Source organism: Burkholderia sp. Tr-20355, assembly GCF_017104685.1.
GTDB lineage: Bacteria > Pseudomonadota > Gammaproteobacteria > Burkholderiales > Burkholderiaceae > Burkholderia > Burkholderia seminalis.
This window is the reverse complement of sequence record NZ_JAAGPK010000349.1, coordinates 1-1977: the sequence shown is the minus strand read 5'-3', so window position 1 is coordinate 1977 and position 1977 is coordinate 1. Positions and strand designations below refer to the sequence as shown.

The window sequence follows — 1977 nt, the reverse complement described above, 5'->3', positions numbered from 1 at the left end:
GGCCCGGAAGCGCGCGGGCAGCGCGTCGAGCGCGACGGGCGCGTCGTCCCAGTACAGCTTGCCGGCGTCGTCGATCGACAAGGTGACGGATAACGGCGTGTCGCGCGCGACGCTGGCCGCGACCTTCGGCAGGTCGAGCCGGATCGCGTGCGTCATCAGCGGCGCGGTGATGATGAAGATGACGAGCAGCACGAGCATCACGTCGATCAGCGGCGTCATGTTGATCTCCGCCATCGGCGCGGACGTCTTGTGGTGCTCGAGCCCGCCGAATGCCATGGTCGTTCCTCCCGCGCCCGTCGGTCAGGCGCCCGCCGCGCACACGAACACGTGCAGGTCGCGCGCGAAACCGTCGAGTTCCTCGGCGAGCTGCCGGACGAGCCGCCCGAGGATGTTGTAGGCCAGCACCGCGGGAATCGCGACGACGAGCCCGAACGCGGTCATGATCAGCGCCTCGCCGACCGGCCCCGCGACGTTCTCGATCTGCGCCTGCCCGCTCGCGGCGATGCTGCCGAGCGCGTGGTAGATGCCCCACACGGTGCCCAGCAGCCCGACGAACGGCGCGGTGCTGCCGATCGACGCGAGCAGCACCTGGCCGAATTCGAGACGCCGCTGCGAGCGCAGCATCGCGTGGCGCAGCGCGCGCAGCACGCGTTCGCCGCGCTCCACGCGCGCGGCCAGCGTGGCCGGGTCATGGTCGTCGGCCGCGTCGCGCGCGGCTTCGGCGAGCGGCACGAACACGCGCTCGCGATCCCCGCCGGCGAGCGCGGCAATGCCCGCGTCGAGCGACGGCGCGCGCCAGAACGCGGCGAGCGCGCGCGGCCCCTGGCGCTTCGCGCGGACCAGGAGCCAGGCTTTCATGAAAAGGAAGCACCAGCTGGCGACGGACATCGCCAGCAGCACATAGGCGACCGCATGCGTGATCGCATCGCCGCTTTCGAGGTAGTGGACAACGCCGGTGGGTATCGCCATCGGAGTTTCCCCGTGGGTCAGCGCAGGCCGAGCACGTCCTGCATGTCGAACAGGCCGGCGCCGCGCGCCGACAGGAAGCGGACCGCGCGCAACGCGCCCTGCGCGTACGACACGCGGCTCGACGATTTGTGCGTGATCTCGATGCGCTCGCCGATCCCGGCGAACAGCACGGTGTGATCGCCGACGATGTCGCCGCCGCGCACGGCCGCGAAGCCGATCGACGACGGGTCGCGCTCGCCCGTCACGCCGTGGCGGCCGTACACCGCGCACTCGTCGAGCGAGCGGCCGAGCGCGCCGGCGACGGCCTCGCCCATCATCAGCGCGGTGCCCGACGGCGCATCGACCTTGTGGCGGTGGTGCGCCTCGATGATCTCGATGTCGTAGCCGTGCGAGAAATGCTTCGCCGCGAATTCGAGCAGCTTCAGCGTGACGTTCACGCCGACGCTCATGTTCGCCGCGAACACGATGCCGATCCTGGCCGCCGCGGCCTGCAGCTCGGCCTTCTGCTCGGCGGTGAAGCCGGTCGTGCCGATCACGAGCTTCACGTCGTGGCGCAGCGCGGCCGCGATGTGGGCCATCGTGCCTTCCGGGCGCGTGAAATCGATCAGGTAATCGGCCTGCGCGAACACGGCGTCGAGGTCGTCGGTCAGCTTGATCCCGGTTTCCTTGCCGAGGAACGCACCGGCGTCCTGGCCGAGGAACGGCGAATCGGCGCGGTCGAGCGCGCCGACGAGCTGCGCGTCGGCATCGTTGAGAACGGCTTCGATCAGCATCCGGCCCATTCGGCCCGATGCGCCGGCAATCGCAATCTTCATGGCTTTCTACACGACAGGTCTAAAGGCGGGCGGCGCGAGCCGCCCTGGTTCCGCAACCGCGCTTACTGCGCCGGCGCGGTGAGCGGCTGGTTCTGCAGGTTGTCCGAACCTTGCGGACCGACGGGCGGCGACGCCTCGTTCGACACGTTCGGCTGCGGCGGGCGGTGGAACTGGAACTGCGGCTGGATCGCCA

General features: G+C 70.3%; 3 protein-coding genes and 1 pseudogene. All 4 read right to left on the bottom strand.

Translation table 11 applies throughout. From position 1 onward, the window contains the following. Positions 1–276, bottom strand: a 276-nt coding sequence (locus G3N62_RS35215) for a biopolymer transporter ExbD (RefSeq protein ID WP_175029125.1), incomplete at its 3' end; no start/stop codon positions are given. Between the two features lie 24 nt (positions 277–300). Continuing rightward, positions 301–969: a MotA/TolQ/ExbB proton channel family protein gene (locus G3N62_RS35210; RefSeq protein WP_206141533.1), complete on the bottom strand. Its 669-nt coding sequence runs from the start codon at positions 967–969 to the stop codon at positions 301–303. 17 nt (positions 970–986) lie between these two features. Beyond that, the gene (dapB, locus tag G3N62_RS35205; protein WP_049031358.1) at positions 987–1784 is read right to left on the bottom strand and encodes a 4-hydroxy-tetrahydrodipicolinate reductase; all 798 of its coding nucleotides are present in this window, start codon (positions 1782–1784) and stop codon (positions 987–989) included. A gap of 62 nt (positions 1785–1846) precedes the next feature. Then, positions 1847–1977 (bottom strand): annotated as a pseudogene (locus G3N62_RS36225) (outer membrane protein assembly factor BamE); the annotation flags it as partial.